This window comes from Williamsia muralis, from assembly GCF_051487485.1.
In the GTDB taxonomy this organism is placed as follows: Bacteria; Actinomycetota; Actinomycetes; order Mycobacteriales; family Mycobacteriaceae; genus Williamsia; species Williamsia muralis_B.
This window is the reverse complement of sequence record NZ_JAHVCV010000016.1, coordinates 21,886-38,002: the sequence shown is the minus strand read 5'-3', so window position 1 is coordinate 38,002 and position 16,117 is coordinate 21,886. Positions and strand designations below refer to the sequence as shown.

The 16,117-nt window shown below is 62.0% G+C and carries 14 protein-coding genes and 2 pseudogenes; 9 read left to right on the top strand and 7 right to left on the bottom strand.

From position 1 onward, the window contains the following. Positions 1-146: 146 nt before the first annotated feature. The 5 genes and pseudogenes from KXR83_RS26160 to KXR83_RS26140 all read right to left on the bottom strand — a co-directional run. Positions 147-275: pseudogene (locus KXR83_RS26160) on the bottom strand (IS256 family transposase); the annotation flags it as partial. A 201-nt stretch (positions 276-476) separates the two neighbouring features. Further along, the gene (locus tag KXR83_RS26155; RefSeq protein WP_062800738.1) at positions 477-3,494 is read right to left on the bottom strand and encodes an RND family transporter; all 3,018 of its coding nucleotides are present in this window, start codon (positions 3,492-3,494) and stop codon (positions 477-479) included. A 118-nt stretch (positions 3,495-3,612) separates the two neighbouring features. Next, positions 3,613-4,239: pseudogene (locus KXR83_RS26150) on the bottom strand (TetR/AcrR family transcriptional regulator). Positions 4,240-4,695: 456 nt separating this feature from the next. After that, entirely contained in the window at positions 4,696-5,913 is a 1,218-nt protein-coding gene (locus KXR83_RS26145; protein WP_062800736.1) for a cytochrome P450, read from the bottom strand. Next, the gene (locus KXR83_RS26140; protein WP_437427196.1) at positions 5,910-6,179 is read right to left on the bottom strand and encodes a PaaI family thioesterase; all 270 of its coding nucleotides are present in this window, start codon (positions 6,177-6,179) and stop codon (positions 5,910-5,912) included. Before KXR83_RS26140 ends, KXR83_RS26145 begins: the two co-directional genes overlap by 4 nt. A 9-nt stretch (positions 6,180-6,188) precedes the next feature. On the opposite strand from KXR83_RS26140, the gene KXR83_RS26135 reads away from it, so the two are divergent. Then, on the top strand, positions 6,189-6,332 hold the full coding sequence (locus tag KXR83_RS26135) for a hypothetical protein (RefSeq protein WP_437427195.1): 144 nt from the start codon (positions 6,189-6,191) through the stop codon (positions 6,330-6,332). A gap of 338 nt (positions 6,333-6,670) precedes the next feature. After that, positions 6,671-7,261: a TetR/AcrR family transcriptional regulator gene (locus KXR83_RS26130; RefSeq protein WP_031332467.1), complete on the top strand. Its 591-nt coding sequence runs from the start codon at positions 6,671-6,673 to the stop codon at positions 7,259-7,261. 105 nt (positions 7,262-7,366) lie between these two features. Here the strand turns inward: KXR83_RS26130 and KXR83_RS26125 are convergent, their stop codons facing one another. Further along, positions 7,367-8,377, bottom strand: coding sequence for a helix-turn-helix transcriptional regulator (locus tag KXR83_RS26125; RefSeq protein ID WP_031332468.1), 1,011 nt, complete (start codon positions 8,375-8,377; stop codon positions 7,367-7,369). A 120-nt stretch (positions 8,378-8,497) separates the two neighbouring features. Here KXR83_RS26125 and KXR83_RS26120 point away from each other — a divergent pair, with 120 nt between their 5' ends. The 7 genes from KXR83_RS26120 to KXR83_RS26090 all read left to right on the top strand — a co-directional run bounded on the left by KXR83_RS26120 (position 8,498) and on the right by KXR83_RS26090 (position 14,626). Continuing rightward, entirely contained in the window at positions 8,498-8,818 is a 321-nt protein-coding gene (locus tag KXR83_RS26120) for a 2Fe-2S iron-sulfur cluster-binding protein (protein WP_023958962.1), read from the top strand. 23 nt (positions 8,819-8,841) lie between these two features. Beyond that, complete coding sequence (locus tag KXR83_RS26115) at positions 8,842-10,230, top strand: cytochrome P450 (RefSeq protein WP_023958964.1); 1,389 nt, start codon at positions 8,842-8,844, stop codon at positions 10,228-10,230. Then, positions 10,227-11,429 (top strand): NAD(P)/FAD-dependent oxidoreductase, encoded by a 1,203-nt coding sequence (locus tag KXR83_RS26110; protein WP_023958966.1) that lies wholly within the window; start codon positions 10,227-10,229, stop codon positions 11,427-11,429. Before KXR83_RS26115 ends, KXR83_RS26110 begins: the two co-directional genes overlap by 4 nt. A gap of 136 nt (positions 11,430-11,565) precedes the next feature. Then, positions 11,566-12,633 (top strand): BtrH N-terminal domain-containing protein, encoded by a 1,068-nt coding sequence (locus tag KXR83_RS26105; RefSeq protein ID WP_023958968.1) that lies wholly within the window; start codon positions 11,566-11,568, stop codon positions 12,631-12,633. Positions 12,634-13,339: 706 nt separating this feature from the next. Continuing rightward, positions 13,340-13,570 (top strand): YgaP family membrane protein, encoded by a 231-nt coding sequence (locus KXR83_RS26100; RefSeq protein WP_023958970.1) that lies wholly within the window; start codon positions 13,340-13,342, stop codon positions 13,568-13,570. A gap of 38 nt (positions 13,571-13,608) precedes the next feature. Next, positions 13,609-14,019: a DUF302 domain-containing protein gene (locus KXR83_RS26095; RefSeq protein WP_023958972.1), complete on the top strand. Its 411-nt coding sequence runs from the start codon at positions 13,609-13,611 to the stop codon at positions 14,017-14,019. A gap of 148 nt (positions 14,020-14,167) precedes the next feature. Next, complete coding sequence (locus KXR83_RS26090) at positions 14,168-14,626, top strand: mycothiol-dependent nitroreductase Rv2466c family protein (protein ID WP_174548773.1); 459 nt, start codon at positions 14,168-14,170, stop codon at positions 14,624-14,626. Here the strand turns inward: KXR83_RS26090 and KXR83_RS26085 are convergent. Then, positions 14,582-15,460, bottom strand: a complete 879-nt coding sequence (locus KXR83_RS26085; protein WP_369792625.1) for an SDR family NAD(P)-dependent oxidoreductase — start codon at positions 15,458-15,460, stop codon at positions 14,582-14,584. The genes KXR83_RS26090 and KXR83_RS26085 overlap by 45 nt on opposite strands. Positions 15,461-16,117: the final 657 nt, after the last annotated feature.

Sequence of the window (16,117 nt, the reverse complement as noted above, 5' to 3'; positions counted from 1 at the left end):
GTAAGCATGAGAAAGCGGGTCTCCTTCGAGTAGCTGATGAGTGGTCAGAGACCATCAGCATCGAGGGAGACCCGCCCTCGTTGGCGGTGCCACACGGGTGGGGAATTTCAGTGAGCGTTACTGGGGAATTTCAATGAGCGCCGTCAGAGTTGATTGAGGAGTCCGTTCGGGCCCATCAACTCCACGCCCTGCTCCTTGGCCTGAGCCAGGAGCTGCTCGGCCAACTGCTTCTGATCCACCTCAGTCTCTGCCATGGGATCAAGTGTTTCGGTCATCGTCGATCCTTCCCGCCAAGCTCAGCTCGGCGTGTTGAATCAAGGACCGGATCCACCGTTATTCAGACAGTCCCGGTGGGGCCTGAGAATTTGGTGCCTCTGTGTTTGTCAAGTGGCGGAAGTGTTCGAAGGCCCTGGTCGGGTCCGGGAAGTACTGGATCTGTTCGTCGACGTCGGCCTACTCTTGTCTGCGGGGTGGGGTCAGTGGCGGTGGTGGGTGGGAGTGGGCGTTGGTTTTTGGGGCCACCAGCTCGCGTTGCCGAGGAGTGTGGCGATGGCCGGTACCACGATGGTGCGGACGATGAAAGTATCGATAAGAAGACCTACGCCGATGATGAGTCCGACTTGGGTCATGATGCCGATGGAGCCGGCGATGAGGCCGAACATGCTGGCGGCGAAGATGAGGCCTGCTGAGGTGATGACTGAGCCGGTGTTGGTGACGGTGCGGAGCACTCCGACTCGGACGTTGTGATGTGATTCTTCGCGCAATCGTGAGACCAGCAGCATGTTGTAGTCGGCGCCGACGGCTACCAGGACGATGAACGCTAATAGTGGTACGGGCCAAGCGATGTCGGTGTGGAGTATGTGCTGAAAGATCAGGACGCCTATGCCCAATGCTGCGGTGTAGTTGAGTACGACGGTGCCGAGTAGGTAGATGGGTGCGACCAGTGAGCGCAGCAGGATGATCAGGATGATGCCGACGATGGCCAGGGTGGCCAGGGCCAGGAGGCGGAAGTCGTTGGTGAGCAGTCGTTGCAGGTCGGCGTTGATGGCGGGGAAGCCGGCGACGGAGACGGTGGAGTCGGTCAGGGTGGTGTTGGGTTTTGCGTCGTTGGCGACGGTGGCGATGGTGCTGGCCAGGCGCATGGCGTCCGCGCTGTAGGGGTCGAAGCTTGTCTGGACGGCGTAGCGCACGGTGTGTCCGTCCGGGGAGATGAATTGGCGCGCAACGTCGGCGAATTGCTGGTCAGCGAAAGCATCTTTGGGTAAGTAGAAGCCGGTGGCCGAGTCCGAGCCGCGGGTTTCGCGCGCGGTGGTCTGTAGTTGGGCGGCGAGGGTGGCCATGCCGGCGAGTTGTTGAAGGTTGCTGTCGACGAGTGCAGATACGCCTTCGACGAGTGTTCGCGAGCCGGCGGCGAGTTGGGAGACCCCGGTCTGCAGTTGGGCGAGTTTGGTTGGCAGGTCTTGGGCCCCGATGGTTCCCAGAGTGGTCTCGAGGGTGGCGACGGTGGCGTTGAGTTGGTTGGTGACCGCGGTGAGGGGGGTGTCCATCTGCGCGAGCTGGGTGGACAGTGTCGTGATCTGGGTGAAGAACCCGCTGTCGCGGAGTGCGGCGAGATCGCGGGCTTGTTGGCGCAGGGTGCTGCATTGGGGTAGTTGAGTGCACAGCGCTGAGTTATCCAGTAACGGGAGCACTGAGGTGATTGTGGCTATGGCGGCTGATGACTGTTCGGCCAGGGCTGCTAGCTGAGGGGCGTTCTGCGCGGCTTGGTCGAGTTGGGGTGCGGCGGCGGTCAGTGTTTGTAGAAGTGGTTGGTATTGACCTATTTCGGCCCCGATGGTGGTGACTTGGTTAAGAATGCCGGCCAGTGGGGTGAGATTGGTGCGGATCTGTATGTCGAGTTGTTCGAGGCCGTCGGCGAGTTGGTCTGCACCAGAACGCAATTGTTCGAGGTCGCCTTTGCGGGCTTGGCCCTCACCTACTGAGCCGGACAGGCGATCGCCGATCTGCCCGTTCTGCCAGGAGAGTTGGGCTTGTTCGAGTTTGGCCCCGGTCGGGCGAGTGACACCGACCACACGGGTGACGCCGGGGATCTGCGCAATCCGAGCTGCCATCTGATCAAGGTCGGCAAGTCCGTTGGTTGTTCTCAGATCGGTGGGCGAATCCACGACGACAAATTCGGCGATGGTGATGTCTTGCGGGAAGTGCCGGTTGAGCAGTGCGTAACCTTCGTTGCTGTCGGTGGTTTTCGGTTGACCGTCTCGGTCGTCGTAGGTGATCTGAATGCCCAGCGCGGTGAGGCTGAGGAACGTCAACCCGACGAGGCTGACGGCCAGCAACGGCACCGGGCGGCGTACGACGAGGACCGCGATGCGGTTCCAGTAGCGCCGCGTGAGATCTTTGCGCGGGGCACCCCACCCCCAACGCGCAGCCCACAACAGCACTGGCGGCAACAATGTCACGGTGGCGAGGAATCCGATGAGGATCGCCACCGCGCAGGCGGGGCCGAGGGTGGCGAAGACGCTGAGCTGCCCGAAGACCATGGCTAAGAACGCGAGAGCAACAGTGCTTGCCGACGCAAGGATCACCCGGCCGATGGTGGCGGTGGCATCGATGAGAGCGTCGGACGCGGCGGCGCCTTGGCGCAGCCGTTCGTGGTATCTGCTGACCAGAAAAACCGAATAGTCCACACCGGCGCCAAGCAAGATGACAGTCATGAACGCAACGGTGAATTGCGAGACTGGCATGCCCAGTTCACCTAACGCAGACAGGACTCCGCGGGCTACGGCGAGACTGATACCGATGACCAAAAGCGGCAGCAACGCAGTGAATACTGACCGATATACGATCAGCAAGATTATGGCGATCAGCACGACGGTGGCGATGGTGATGATCACCAGATCCTTTTCAGCAGTGACGATTTGATCGCTGAAGGTCGCTGTTGGTCCAGTCACGTGGACCGTGGTGCTGGTGCCGGCGAAGACCTCTGCTGCAGTCTCGCGGATCGATTCCACAGCGTGGGCCGCCGTCGGCCCGCCGAGGCTGCCGCTGACCCCGACGGGCAGGTACCAGGCGTTGCCGTCTTCGCTGAGCGCTTGTCGGGCAGTGATCGGGTCGGCGAGCAGGTCGCGTACGGCCTGCACATCGTCGCGGTCGGCGCGGAGCCGGACCACGAGGTCGTCATAGCGTTGGCGGGCGGGCTCGGTGAGTCCGGCCGGGTCTTCCATTGCCACGAACACCGTGGTCTTTGCGCCCTTTTCGTCGAACGCCTCGCCCATGCGATCGAGCGCCTGAAACGACGGCACTCCCTTAGGAATTGGGTCCACCGACTGCTGGCGCACAACTGTTTCCAACTGGGGAAACAGCACAGCCAACACCACGGCAACAGCCACCCAGACGCCCGCTACCAGCGCTTTGTGCGACAAGACGAAGCGTCCCACCTGACCCAGCGACCGGCTGTACTCACCGCGGCCGGTTGATCGCCGAAGCTTCACCACTGCTCACGCATCCATCGCTGCGTTGGCATCGCACACCCTTCGACAAATGAATCAATCGGTATCACTACGCTACAACATGTAGCGAAAAGGAGGGATGGTTCGGCACGCGGGACTTCGGTCAGTCGCGACGGTGGGCGGCCAGAGAATCGTCGACAAGCTGTTCGCAGTCTGCGCCACTCATCGAGCGAAGGCCGGACAGCCGCGCGAAGACCAGCGGGCCCACGAGCTGGGTGATGGCCACGCCGGGATCGAACTCGTCGAGTTCCTTCTGGGCGGCGGCGCTCTGCAACACCTGATCGAACGGTTCCCGGTACTGCGCGATGACACGAGCGCGCAGCGGCGCGAGGGTGTTCTGCTGCTCCCCGGGCTCCTCGGGCACCATCGCCAGCCACGCCAAGGTGGTCAATTGCAGTGGCGCCTGCTCGATCAACGCAGCCTGAGCACGGACCAACCGCACCAAACTGTCGCGGATTGGTCCGTGCGCGTCAGGGACGTCGGCGTGGGGGCAACAATCGTTCGAACGCCGCAGCCAACAAATCGGTGCTGCCGTCGAATGCCGGTAAAACGTCGTTCGAGCCACCCACGACATCCGGGAGACCGCCCCGACCGTGACTGCATCAACCCCGCCGGTCTTCAACAGGGCAGATGCCGCATCAACCAACCGATTGCGTGAACGAACCAAACGCGGGTCTTTGTCATCCATCACGTCCTTGGACCGAGGACCCGCGTCGCGCCTGGCCGCCATCACCGCACCCACACTCCCATCCCCGAGACTGCTCTCGGGCGCCTGGCGATCTTCGTTCGCACGAAGTGCTACTGATAGTAGCGAAAGTCGAGGAGTGTCCGCCGGGCTAGTCGTGCAATTCACCTGTTCGACACCCCGACCCGGCAGGAAGGTCGGCGCCACGGTGCCCGCCTCCGGGGTACCTTCGGCGAAGGGTTGGTAGATCAATTCGGGGCTTGGCGGCAGGGCTGGGGTGGGTACTGCTGAAGGGTTTGTCCGGGTGTGCAGCAAGGGCCTGGCAGCGCGCCATGGTTGCACGCGCACACAAGTGAATCCGAGTATCCAGCTCTGGTGAGGACGTCTTGGGCAGGAGGGCGAACCGGGCACAGGCCGGGTCGGGTGCAGGGCGTCCGGACGCGTCGCGTTGCGCAGCCGCAGACTCATCTAGCCTGTCGAGGTTAGCCGGCGCGGAAGTTGTCATTGGGTGGTCACTGGGAGTGAGATCAGACCGCGGAACGAGAGCCCCGGTCGCCATGTCGCCTCTCCAGTTGCGGCGAGCTCGGGGAATCGGTTCAGTAGTCGCGGAAACAGCTCCGCGCCTTCCATACGGGCGAGCGCGGCACCGAGGCAGAAGTGGATGCCTGCACCGAACGACAGCGGCCGCCAGACAGTGCGGGTGATGTCGAGGGTGTCGGGGCATTTGATGTGGTCAGGGTCGCGATTGGCTGCACCGAGCAAGATGAGTACGACCTGGCCTGGCTCAAGGTCGACCCCGGCAATCTGAGTCGGTTCGAGTACGGTACGTCCGTTCGTCTGAATGGGGGCGTCATAGCGCAAGAGCTCCTCGACAGCATTGGCGGACAACGCAGGTCGTCGGCGTAGGAGGTCGGCTTGATCAGGGTTGGCCAGGAGTGCTGCCAGCCCGTTGCCGATGAGATTGGTGGTGGTCTCGAAGCCGGCGGCGAACAGCAAGATTGCGGTACCGACGCATTCGTCGTCGTCGAGGCTGTCCTCGCCGTGCGCTGCGGCAAGTCTGCTGAGTAAATCGTCGGCGGGGTGAATGCGCTTGTCTGCGAGCAGCGTTCCAAGGTATTCAGCCAGTTGATCCTCGGCGTGGGCCGCTTGCCGAATGGCTTGTGCATCGGACATCGGCTCCAAGGGTGCTACCAGGTCGCGCACCAAGTTGGCGGCTAGATCTCGTCCTTCGGCGGGCACGCCGAGCAGATCGCCGATGACGTTCACGGGAAGGGGCAGTGCGAGATCGGTCATCACATCGACGGTCGATTTGCCTGCCATCTCACTGAGCAGGTGCTCGATGGTCGCGACGATACCGGCGCGCAGCAACTCGACGTGGCGCGTGGTGAAGACGTCGGTGATCAACCGGCGAAGCCGGGTGTGATCGGGAGGGTTGCGGAAAAGCATAGTGCGTCGGAAGCGGTGCATGGCTCTGCGCTGTAGCGCGTCGGGCACCTCAGTGAGCCCAAACCCCAGTGACTCGTCGGCCTTGCCCAAGGTGCGGTCGCGCAGAGCGCTGTCGCAGTCGCGGTGTCGGCTGAGCACCACTACCCCTGAACTCGTCTGTAGGACTGGATGAGCGGCGCGTAGTCGCTGGTAGGACTCGTAGGGGCCGGCACTGCCGTGGTCGGTTAGAAGTGCTTCCCTGAGCAGACTAGCGCCGTTCGCGTCGGTGCTCATGGCTGCTCGAGTGCGCGCGCGAAGTGCTCAAGGGTCACCGTCATGAACAACGCTGATGCCGTGGCGATCTCGCGGCCGCCCGGCTCGGATAGGTGCGCATCGACATGGAGTCGACGGCCCTCGCGTCGGTCCAGTTTTGCAACGACCGTGTAGTCAGTTCCCAGTCGCACGGGTGCGAGGTACTCGACCTGCAGCGAGCGGGTGACGGCTAGCTCGCCAACGATGAAAAGCGTAAATCCGAACAGGTCATCAAAGACGGTGGCCACCGCACCGCCATGGGCTATACCGGGCGCTCCCACGTGGCGTTCGTCGAAGGTGAGCGCCGCATGCACGCGGTCGCCGTCGCGATGTACCTCGAGGTGATGTCCGTGAGGATTGTCAGGCCCGCAACCAAGGCAGCCAGGGGAGTGCGCAGGTAGCTGCGTACCGTCGGGCAGGTCAGCTACCATTCCAGCCGCCCAGCCAGCCAGCACGGGGTCGATATGATCGGCAGGTGAATCCGGCGAACCTGTTATCCCACTTGGGCCATCTGTCACACCGCTCCAATCGGGCCGAGGAAGTTCGCTGATGTAACAGCACTACAAATGAACCATAACTGTCAACAGTGCAGTCAGATCTACCTAGAATGTCAACGTCGGGCCGCCTGGCGCGGCACCGCGCTGAACACTGCATTCTGGTCAAGAATGGACAAAATCGGTCATGTGTTTAGAGTGTCGCCATGGCGAGCGAGACGATGCGCATGTCGTTCCGACGGCACATGCGCGAGCAAGTGCTCTCGGCAGCTCACATATTGACCGTGGAAAAGGGGTGGGATCGGGTGCGCGTGGCTGAGATAGCCGCGCGGGTCGGGGTCTCTCGGCCGACGTTGTACAAAGAGTTCGGGGACAAGCAGGGGTTGGGTGACGCCCTGGTGGTGCGTGAGGGAGAACGGTTCCTGACGGGGATTCGTCGAGTTCTCGATGAACACAGCGGCGATGCCGCAGAGGCCATCGTCTGTTCGGTGCGATTCACGCTGGATGAGGCCACTGCCAGCCCTCTGCTCAAAGCGGTCCTGACATCCAATCCTGCCGACGTCAGCGAGGAAACCGCACGCGGCACAGGGATGTTGCCGCTGTTGACGTCCTCGACCACTTTGCTTCAGATCGCCTCGCACGAGCTGGTGCGCTGGTTCGCCGCGCACTTTCCGCAACTGGACGGTGACGATGTCGCTGACGGAGTCGACGCGCTCGTCCGGCTGACCGTGAGTCACCTTGTCTTGCCTGCTGGCGATCGTCAGACAACAGGACGCCAGATCTCACGAGTTGCACTGCGCTATTTAGGACTCGAGGAACCTCCCGCGCCAGGCTGACAAAGATCGCGGCCCTTGGCACCAACTGAAGCGCACCCAGACCCACGAGTACCAACAGCCAAAAGGCCGACACCGCGGCAAATCACAATGGGTGGTGGGGATTGCTCACGGACGGGAGTGTAAAAACTCGCTCGGAGAGTGGCCGGTCCACCGCTTGAAGGCGTGCGAGAAGCTGGTCAGATCGCTGTATCCGAGCTCGGTGGCGATCTGACTTGCCGACATTGATCGGGTGAGCAACATCAGCATCGCGTTCTCACGCAGACACGACTCGCGCAGCTCACGAAAGGTCGTCCCTTCCGCAGACAGGCGCCGCTTGAGTGTGCTTGTCGATACCGCCAACTCGTCCGCGACCCACTGGCTATGGGGCTGTCTGGGATCTTTCTCTAACAGCTGCCTGACCTTTTCGGAGAACGACACATCTCCGCTTCTCTGGTCAAGGGTCCGCTTCAGGTCCGCGACCGCGAGCCGATAGGCGAGGGGATCGGAGAACCGGCACACCTCGTCGAGCGTGTCAGCGGGGACGTACAGGTAGGACATCGGAGCGTCAAAGTGCAGGCGCCCGGCGACGGCCAGATCCTTTTCATGCGTGGCCAGGGCGGTGGGTGCTGACCAGTTCATGTGGAGTGTGACGGTCGGGGCGTCACCGACGAGCATGTCGAGCAGCCGCAACAACGTTGCGCCGCTGTACGTGACAGTAAGGCAGTCCAGGGCTCGGTCGCCGGTGTATGCGGTGAGCCCGACCGTGAGGCCATGGTCACCAGGATGCAACTGCGGGCGAAGAGCTGTCGAAATCAACGGCAGGTAGGTGAGTAATTCTACGACCTCGGTGATCGAGCCCGCACTGACCAGCGGAACACTCAGGGCTCCAAACGACGTCAGACGGGCCTGTTCGGCGAACGCAAAACCCAGCAGCGTTGCCTGGTCGATGTCGAGCTCGGGATAGACCTGCCGAAACCACTGCAGCGGTGCCGGGATGTCACGCTCGAGCAGCGTCGCCTCGTCAGCGCCGGCGCGAGTCATGATGGCGCGAAGCCGCGCGATGGCGTCCGGGTCGAGCGCCTGGCTCTCGAGCATCTGCACGAACACCAGCGGGGGAACTAACGAATCCCTGTTCATATGGTGGGTCCTGACCCGAATTCACAACTTAATGACTTGAGTGAACATAGCCGCGGCGCTTGTGCTCCACGACACTTTGAAGTAGTCCCCACACCAAGGACAACGTAACAGGAGTTGGTTATGGCAATTGTCACCTTTGTCTCCTACGACGGCGAGAAGCACCAAGCGCCCGTCGAAGCAGGCCAGTCATTGATGCGGATCGCGACCAACAACGCGGTGCCCGGCATCGACGGCGACTGCGGAGGTGAGGCAGCATGCGGCACCTGCCATGTGATCGTCGATCCGCAGTGGTCCGAGCACGTCGGCCGCTCTGGCCCAGGTGAGGAGGAGATGCTCGCGATGCACCCCGAGCGTCAACCGACCTCGCGGCTGTCCTGCCAGATGACGGCAACTGAGCAGTGGGACGGGTTGATCGTCGAACTCCCCGAGTACCAGCTGTAACGACGAGAGAACGGACAGTCATCGTGAAGGTTTCTGAAACAATCACCGCACAAGTCCAGTCGGTCATCCCGGTGGATCTGCAGATCCAGGGAGCGCACCTGTACGACAAGACCCGCCGGTGGGTGACCAGAACGGACGGGGAGAAGATCTTCGTCGAGCGGCCCATACCCCCGGTCGAGGACGTCGACCTCGCCGACATCGACCTCAGCAACCCCTTCCTCTACCGGCAGGGACGCTGGCAGTCTTACTATGAACGCCTGCGCAACGAAGCGCCGGTGCACTACCTGCCCGATAGCGCGTTCGGACCGTTCTGGTCCATCACCCGCCATGCCGACATTGTCGCGGTCGACAAGAACCACGAGGTCTTCTCCGCCGAACCACTGATCGTAATCGGGACCCCGCCTCGTTTTCTGGACATCACGATGTTTATTGCTATGGACCCGCCACGCCACGACCGGCAGCGGGCCGCCGTGCAGGGTGTGGTTGCGCCAAAGAATCTGCGGGAAATGGAAGGGCTGATTCGATCGCGCGTCCAAGAGGTCCTCGATGACCTTCCCGTGGACGAGCCGTTCGACTGGGTACAAAGGGTCTCGATCGAGTTGACCGCTCGAATGCTCGCGACTCTCCTGGACTTTCCGTACGAGCATCGTCGCAAGCTCGTCGAGTGGTCAGATCTCGCGACCTCGATGGAACAGACCAACGGCGGTCCGTCCGACCTTGACGAGACTTTCGTGGGCATGCGCGAGATGGCGCGAGGTCTCAGCGAGCACTGGCACGACAAAGCTGCCCGGACCGCTGCCGGAGAAGAACCCGGGTTCGATCTGATCACAATGCTGCAAAGCAACGACAACACCAAGGATTTGATCAACCGACCGATGGAGTTCCTGGGTAACCTCTTGTTGCTGATCGTCGGAGGCAACGACACGACTAGGAACTCGATGAGTGGCGGTGTGCTCGCCTTGAACCGGTTCCCGGATCAATTCGAGAAGCTCAAAGCAAACCCCGACCTGATCCCCAACATGAACTCGGAGATCATCCGGTGGCAGACACCGTTGGCCTATATGCGTCGGATCGCCACACGCAACACCGTGCTGAACGGGCAGTTCATTCGCAAGGGCGACAAAGTGGTCATGTGGTACGCCTCGGGCAACCGCGACGAGCGCGTGTTCGATCGCCCGGATGACTTCATCATCGACCGAGCCAACGTCCGCAACCACATCTCCTTCGGCTTTGGGGTCCACCGTTGTATGGGCAACCGGCTGGCCGAATTGCAACTGCGGATTCTCTGGGAGGAACTGCTCCCTCGCTTCGAGAACATCGAGGTCATCGGTGAACCTGAATATGTGCAGTCCAACTTCGTTCGAGGCATCAGCAAGATGATGGTCCGCCTCACCCCGAAATCGAGCACATGACAATGCAGCGAACCATCATCGTCGGGGCCAGCCACGCCGGCGCCCAGCTCGCAGCCAGCCTGCGCCAGGAAAAGTGGACCGACGAGATCGTCCTCATCGGGGACGAGTCGACCCTGCCCTACCATCGCCCTCCGCTATCGAAGGCTTACCTCGCCGACCGCAGCGCACTCGCCGACCTCGCGATCCGCAGCCCAGACTTCTACGCCAAGCAGCGCATCCATCTCCTCGATGCAACCGTAGAAACGATTGATCGCGCGGCTAGTCATGTGATCCTAGATAACGGCGACACACTGCGGTACGACAAGCTCGCGCTGTGCACCGGTGCCCGTCCTCGACGACTACTTACCACGGGAGCCGGCCTGGCCGGGGTCGACTACCTACGCACTGCAGCGGACGTCACCAGGATCCGTGAGGCCACCCGCCCCGGTTGCCACGCCGTGATCGTCGGAGGTGGCTACATCGGTCTCGAGACGGCGGCCTCGTTGCGAGCGCTGGGTCTGGAGGTCACCGTGCTCGAAGCGACCGGCCGCGTGCTCGAGCGTGTCACCGCGCCTGAGGTGTCGGCATTCTTCGACCGGATCCACCGGGAGAAAGGCGTCAACATCAGAACGGACACGCTCGTCGAGGCCATGTCCGGCGACGGGAGGGTCCGAGAGGTGATCCTGGCCGATGGGGAATCAATTCCTGCCGACCTCGTCATCGTCGGCATCGGTATTGAGCCGAACACCGATTTGGCAGCCGCCGCAGGGCTTGCCGTGGACAACGGCGTCGTTATCGACGACCAAGCACGCACCAGCGACCCCGATATCGTGGCCGCCGGAGATTGCGCAATTCACGACATGGCCCGCTACGGCCGCCGCATACGCTTAGAGTCCGTGCCGAGCGCTGGCGAGCAGGCCAAAGTCGCCGCCGCCACAATTTGCGGCAAACACAAGAAAATAGCCGCGCTTCCATGGTTCTGGTCCGATCAATACCACCTCAAACTCCAGATCGCCGGTCTCAACTCCGGGTACGATGAAATTGTCCTGCGCGGCGATCCGACCCGAGACGGCGACTTCACGTGCTTTTACCTGCGCGCAGGTGAACTCCTCGCCGCCGACTGCATCAACCGACCGCGGGACTTCATGTTCAGTAAACGGGCCATCACCCAGCAACTCCCCACCGACCGAACCGAACTGAGCTCACCAATACCGGTATGACCCAGTACATCCCCTGACTCACCAGCACGATGAGAGGTACACACGGCAAGCGTCGAAGAAACCTCCAGCGACGAACGCCGACCAATGCCTGCCCGCCCGACCAAGCCCTGACCGACTGACCCCGTGAGGAGTACGGATGCAACGCCCAACCGTGATCGAGGATTACCCCCACCGGATGGGGGGACACTGTGGTTCGGGCGCAATGCGCGATCTTCTGCACTGGCACGGTTTGGGATGGGATGGCCCACCCGATGAAGGCCTGGTGTTCGCCCTCGGCGGCGCTCTAGGACTGTCCTACCTCCGATCGGACGACCTCGTCCCACCGCTCTACCTGGTGGGCCGAGGCGCCGACTTCGAGCTCGATCTGCCCCGCCGCCTCGGTGCGAAGGTCCAAATGCTTACCACCGACGACCCCGAGGAAGGATGGTCGTGGATCCGCGACGAGATCGACACAGGCAGACCCAGTCTCATATGGGGCGACATCGCCGAGCTGCCATACCTGCGGGTCCAGCTACAGATGAGTCGACACGACATCGTGATTATCGGCTACGACGAGGCTAGAGGTATCGCCTACGTCGTAGACAATGACCGCGCCGAGGTGCAGCAGGTCCCACTCGAGGCACTGGCGCGCGCTCGATCCTCGACATCCTTTCCGCAACCGACACGCCACTGCACGTACCGCATCACGTGGTCAGACGAACTGCCAGACTTGGCGCAAGTGGCAGCAGAAGCGTTTAGCCAATCGGCCGCCAGCATGCGGCACCCGTCACAGCCAGGAATCGTCGACCCGACTGCAACGGCCGAGGGCGCCGAAGGCCTAGCTGCGGCCGCTCAACTCGCGGCCGACATCCCGATTTGGACCGACCTCCCCGTAGACCAGCTCGAGATATTCCTGTTCAGCCTAAGCGCCTTCATCGAAAAAGCAGGGACTGGCGGAGGACTGTTCCGCCGCTTGCTCGCCGACGGATGTGCCGACATCGCGCGCCTGACCGGCGACCCCGCAACAGCAGACCTCGCCGTGGCCGCCGACCGTTGTGCACAGGCATGGACCGACACCGCACGTGCGGGGGTCCAACGCGAAATCGACGCGCAAGCTCGCGCGGAAACAGTGGCCATGTCGGCCGGCCGTATGCCAGAGCTCGAACTGAACCTAGTCGAGTCCCTTGAGTCCGCTTCGAGCTCGCTGAGTGCAATAGCACGCTGACCTCAGTACTATCCCGCACACACCCCGGTGCGTATGACCCTGGACTATTCTGCCCGAGCACATTGCGCACACGCGAATTCCTCACCGCCTGAACGGAACTGGTCTTCGACCGGGCTCAAAGTGGCGCGCTGCCTCGCAACAGACATCGACCATTCATGGGTGACCTCCACACATTGAACTCAGTATATCGAGCGGCGCCAACGGATTTACCGTCCGATCCCGACAGCGCAAAGGTCCAGTGTCGCTGCTCCGCTCCCGCCCGAGACGGAGGGAAGTTTGCGACGACTAGGCCAAACATCTTGTACTACGCTACGATTGGTGACCCGTCGATAGACTTCTCCGTGTTGAACAGCTCCTACGAGTTCTGCCCCCTCGCCCAACTTGCTTCAAGAACGACCGAAGGCGGGGGGTGCGAACGCTTGATCCGGCTGTTCATTTCGTCGCGCTGCGTGCGCAGCTCGAAGATTCTTAACTGCGAACCCCGTGCCACCTCGCCGATGTCGATCGCTGAGGCGCGGTGCTCCGAAAAGTCCGGCATTGTAGAAAGCGCGGACTTGCGACACGAGGCTCTTAGCTTGGGCACTTTCATAATGTTGGGTCGTTCCGTCGCAAAAGGTCAAGGCCATGCTGGGCGCCAACGCTTGGCCAGCCTGGTTAGGCTAGGGCTAGGAACAGTTTCTCCAGTTCGGCTGCGGTCAAGGGCGCGATGAACAGTCGAACAACCGCACCTACGTGGACCGTCGAACGAGCGGTGCCACTGCTCGCGGGATTGATGATTCTCCTCAGCGTGGCCCTGGCGGCCGGTGTGTCGAGCTGGTGGCTGGTGCTGACCGCCTTCGTAGCGGTGAACCTGCTGCTCTTCGCCGCCGTGGGCTGGTGCCCGGCCAGCCTGCTGATGCACCGCCTGGGACTACAACGCCGCGCCGACCTCCGCTAAATCCGATCACGTTCAACCCGCCCTGAAGGAAAGCTGTTATGTCACTGGCAATCTCCACCGTCCTCAACCTCCCGTTCGACGAGGCGGTCGCACGAACCCGCGCCGCATTGGCCGATCAGGGTTTTGGGATCCTCACCGAGATCAACGTCAAAGACACCCTGAAAACAAAGCTCGATGTGGACATGGAAAATTACCTGATCCTGGGGGCTTGTAATCCACCATTGGCTCATCGCGCTCTGGGAGTCAATCGGCAGATCGGTCTGCTGTTGCCCTGCAATGTCGTGGTCCGCACCGACGCCACCAATCGATCAAACGAGATCGTCGAAGCGATGAATCCCGACCTGATGGTCGAGGTCTCCGGGGAAGCCGAACTTGCACCGGTGGCCACCGACGCGTCAGCCAAACTCTCGGCCGCTATCGCCGCATTGGAAGCCATAGCCTCCACGTGAGCAAACACGTCCAACAGTCCGCGACCGCAACGAGTACCTATGAGCGCAGGGACATTCTATCTTGACCCGGCATGCCCGTTCGCCTTGGCCGCCTCACGGTGGCTGCTCAACGCCGCGCGGCGCCGACATCGAGATTGATTGGCAGCAAATGAGTTTGGCAGTGCTCAACGAGGGCGCAGATGTTCCCGAGCACCAGCAACAGCACCACATAGAGGTCTCTCGCAGGCTGCGTCGTGTCTTTGCCGCTGCACATGACAAGACCGGCGACAGCGCACTCGGACCGATCTACACCGCCCCGGGGCAGCGTGTGCACCACCAGAGCGCCGACGTCACCACAGCAATGGTGGCCGACGCGCTCTCCGAAAGCGGCCTCGATCCCCAGCTCGCCGACAATCTCCACGACACCTACGTCAGCGCAGTGTGCGTCGCTCACCGGGAAAGCCAAGACGGTCTCGGCGGCTCCGGTGGATCGCACCGAATGAGTCAGCTATCCCGTGTCCGCGCATATCGGCCCCCGAGCAAGTTAATCACCTCGCCGGGGCCACTATCTGGGGCACACACGTCAGGGCGCATTGCGTTCTACAAGCCCGTCCGCGATTCTCGATGATGCCGCGCCCACTTGTCGGAGAAGCCGTGCCACTCGCGGCATGACCTCCAGATCGCGGTACACAGCCGCGTGCACAAGCCAGGCCGCAGCTTCAGCCGCAGTGAGCGCGGGAGTGTGGTGGTATTCGTCGGTGGGCTCGATCATCGGTGTCCGGACGAGCGGGAAAAAGACTGTCGTCACAGAGACCCCTGTGCCGCGCAACTCCGACGCTATGCTGCGTCCGAAAGCGGTAATCGCGGCCTTCGATCCCGCGTATGCCGAGAACTTCGGCATGGCGCCCATCGGGATACCCCAGGTGGACACGTTGATGAAGTGACCGCTGCCACGCTCCTTCATGGCAGGTAGGAACCCTAACGTCAGTTGCACGGGACCGAAGTAGTTGACCGCCATGGTGCGCTGATAATCGTGTAGCCGATCAGTCGAGTCGAGGACCTCGCGGCGAATCGACCGCCCGGCGTTGTTCACGACGATGTCCGGGCAGCCGTATTCCTCGAGCACGTACTGGATCAAGCGAGCTGTGTCGTCGGTATCGGAGAGATCCGCCGGACAGGTGTCGGCATAGCCGCCCGCGGCCCGGATACGCGTGACGAGTTCGTCGAGGCTGTCGGCACGACGCGCCACCGTCAGGACGTGGGCTCCACGACGGGCGAACTCTTCAGCTGCCGCAGCGCCGATGCCCGACGACGAGCCAGTGACGAGGACGGTCAAGTTTTGTAACCGTCTAGCCGGCGATCTGGTGCGAAGTGTGTTGACGAGCTCGACCGGCGTGCGTGGCCGTTGTAAAGCTGTATGCGCGACTCGGGCTGGCACGTATTTCACGGCTACTGTCACCATGGGTGGAACCGTAGATCACGAGGCCCCGCAGCACCAGTGCCCGCCGTCCGCTGGGGTGCAAACGCTGTCTGTCGGCGCGATCGCTGCCGCTGGCTTCACTAGCGAATCCAGCGCAGCCGGAACCGATTCCGCATCTTTTCCCCGAACAAAGTTGTGCTGCAGGTGATTTACATGCCTGACGGCACAAAGTGTCGATCTCTGTACGTCAGGCGAGCGCTGGCGATCAAAGAATGTAAACGTGGACCGCTGTGGCCACAGGTCCCGGCTTGCAACGAGGGGACCTGAAAAGTCGAACTCAGAACCGGCGGGCGACCCTACGTTACGCGCTGCTCACACGAACACGCGTGCATCCGATGCTTTAGGTCAGCCCGGTCGTGCTCAACCGAAATAACGAACTCGGAGCAGACCTGCCAGCCCCGCAGAGCCACTGCCGCACACAGGGACGGGTCGGTGCGTCATCGAGGGTCAACGGGGCCGGTGTTCCGTCGTGCGGCTGGTTAGTTCGGGCAGAAATATCCAAACCGCGAATGGAGTACTGCAAGTACCTGGTACCGTGCGAACACCCATCGCGGTGGGATGTTCAGCAAGGTGAAGGAGAATCAGTATCGCTACGGAACTTGCTGGTCGTGCGACAGACAGTCTTGCGACCTTCGGAAA

What these genes read in the sequence shown, in the direction of transcription:
- KXR83_RS26085 (WP_369792625.1), bottom strand. Translation starts at nt 15,460, where the DNA reads ATGGTGACAGTAGCCGTGAAATACGTGCCAGCCCGAGTCGCGCATACA.
- KXR83_RS26125 (WP_031332468.1), bottom strand. Translation starts at nt 8,377, where the DNA reads ATGAACAGGGATTCGTTAGTTCCCCCGCTGGTGTTCGTGCAGATGCTC.
- KXR83_RS26135 (WP_437427195.1), top strand. Translation starts at nt 6,189, where the DNA reads ATGGGCTATACCGGGCGCTCCCACGTGGCGTTCGTCGAAGGTGAGCGC.
- KXR83_RS26120 (WP_023958962.1), top strand. Translation starts at nt 8,498, where the DNA reads ATGGCAATTGTCACCTTTGTCTCCTACGACGGCGAGAAGCACCAAGCG.
- KXR83_RS26110 (WP_023958966.1), top strand. Translation starts at nt 10,227, where the DNA reads ATGACAATGCAGCGAACCATCATCGTCGGGGCCAGCCACGCCGGCGCC.
- KXR83_RS26090 (WP_174548773.1), top strand. Translation starts at nt 14,168, where the DNA reads ATGAGTTTGGCAGTGCTCAACGAGGGCGCAGATGTTCCCGAGCACCAG.
- KXR83_RS26130 (WP_031332467.1), top strand. Translation starts at nt 6,671, where the DNA reads ATGCGCGAGCAAGTGCTCTCGGCAGCTCACATATTGACCGTGGAAAAG.
- KXR83_RS26105 (WP_023958968.1), top strand. Translation starts at nt 11,566, where the DNA reads ATGCAACGCCCAACCGTGATCGAGGATTACCCCCACCGGATGGGGGGA.
- KXR83_RS26095 (WP_023958972.1), top strand. Translation starts at nt 13,609, where the DNA reads ATGTCACTGGCAATCTCCACCGTCCTCAACCTCCCGTTCGACGAGGCG.
- KXR83_RS26100 (WP_023958970.1), top strand. Translation starts at nt 13,340, where the DNA reads ATGAACAGTCGAACAACCGCACCTACGTGGACCGTCGAACGAGCGGTG.
- KXR83_RS26145 (WP_062800736.1), bottom strand. Translation starts at nt 5,913, where the DNA reads ATGAGCACCGACGCGAACGGCGCTAGTCTGCTCAGGGAAGCACTTCTA.